The sequence below is a fragment of the Microcystis sp. LEGE 08355 genome, from assembly GCF_015207185.1.
Taxonomy (GTDB): domain Bacteria; phylum Cyanobacteriota; class Cyanobacteriia; order Cyanobacteriales; family Microcystaceae; genus Microcystis; species Microcystis panniformis.
In genome coordinates, this window is record NZ_JADEXI010000768.1 from 1 (window position 1) to 1848 (window position 1848).

Annotated in this window: 2 protein-coding genes; both read right to left on the minus strand. The window is 39.4% G+C overall.

Features of this window, described 5'->3' with window-relative positions:
* Window positions 1–451: aminotransferase class V-fold PLP-dependent enzyme (locus IQ242_RS23840; RefSeq protein WP_193961658.1), on the minus strand; the 451-nt coding region annotated here is incomplete at its 3' end.
* Between the two features lie 487 nt (window positions 452–938).
* On the minus strand, window positions 939–1848 hold a 910-nt coding region (locus tag IQ242_RS23845), incomplete at its 5' end, for an ISAzo13 family transposase (protein WP_193961659.1).

Sequence of the window (1848 nt, forward strand, 5' to 3'; positions counted from 1 at the left end):
ATTTTGTCCAGGGAGAAACAGATGCTAAAATTGCTTGACTAATTTCTAAAGGGGACTGCACGGGAAAGGGAATTTTAGCGATAATTACCTTTAAACCCCATCTTTTAGCTATATGTTTAACTGCATTAGCACAAGCATTATAGGTCTGATCGGTGATCAGAATTTCCTCATTTTCCTGAAAAGTTAAGGAATTTAATACCGCATTCACTGCTGTGGTTGCATTGGGAACAAAGACTAAATCATCGCTATTTACACTGACTAAATCCGCTAATTTTTGCCTAGCAATATCTAATAATCCCTCTAATTCTCTCCCCAAAAATGCTAAAGGTTGTCTTTCCATTCGTTCCCGCAATTGTTGCTGATAATCCAAGACTATTTTAGGGGTTGCACCATAGGAACCATGGTTGAGAAAATAGATATCATCGGGAATTAACCAAGAGTTTTTGGACATATTGAATTAATTTGATTTTATTCAGAACTAGAAAAAATAGATGAGAAATTGCCTGTTATATTCAGCTTCTGACTAGCTAGTATATTTATTTATGATAAGCGGGTGGGTGGAATTAAATATAAGATGAACGTAGGTTGGGCTTCGGCCGTGAGCTTTTGCCGAACGGTTGAAGCATGAAACCCAACCCCCGCTCATGTTACGCTACCGCTAACCCATCCTACAAATAATTGTGCCTCCCTACTTATAACCACCCATTTTAGATTAATCTCCCATGGTTTGAAAACGATGAATAATTTCAGTGACAAAAGTTTCTCCATCTATGAGAGGATGATTTTCTGATGCAAAGATAGCTTTATCTATTTTTTGCCGAATATCTTCTCTCCATTCCGCATCAGTTATTTGTTCATATTCATCGAGTAAGGGACTTGCGTAAAAATAAGATGCCAGCTAGGAGGGTAGAACCGTCACATCCCATTTGGGCAAAGTTTCAGAACGCTGCGTTGAAAGGTTGCAATTGTTCTAATTCTTTAGTCAAAACCTTCACCCCTTTTTCATAAGTTCCTTCTACCAAACTTACTAGAGGCTTTATGCCCTTCCAAGTCATGTTAGAAGCGCAATTAAGAGCCGCATCAATTGAATCTAAAATTGCCCCATTCCAATAGTTTTCTAAGACAGACCAACACCGTTCAATGGGATTATATTTACTATGGTAAGGTGGGTAGTAGATGAGCCGTATTTGCCCCTGCGTTTTTTGGGCAAATTCTACCATTCTTTTGATAAATTGAGGGCGGTTGCTGCGAGTAGCTGCGCCTCCGTCTAAATCAATGACTAATTCTTCTAACCCTGGATAGATTGCTTGATTTTCTTGCCACCACAACTCTAAACAATCTACTACAAAATCTGAGGTTTCAGCCGATTGACCGAAATAAATTGACAGGCGTTCTCCCCTCACATCTAGAATTCCTAAAGGGACTAAAACAGCCGTCCATTCCCTATCATGATCATCAGCTTTTAATGGCTCGAGATAGCGGGCTTTCCCCTCACGAGACAAATTTCCTATCTTAACTTTAGCTTTGCTATCCAAGGAAATTCTCAAAGATTTAGTCTGGTTGTCAGCGGCTTGATTGGCTTGAGCTACGTTGGCAAAAATTGCCTCAGTTTCTGGACTTTTTTTGAGCGGTTTTATTTTTTGTGTTTTTTTTAAACTATAGCCCATTCGATTCAAAATATCTCCAATGGTTTGACGAGAGGGCAATTGTTCGTCTCGATAGCCTTTTTCTTCTTTTAATGCCTCTCTTACCGCTCTGGCACTGATTCTAGTAAAGGCAAAAGTTGATGGAAATTTCGGGTCTGCTTGCGAGTACATCTCCACTAAACTTTTGATGTCTGCCTCTAAG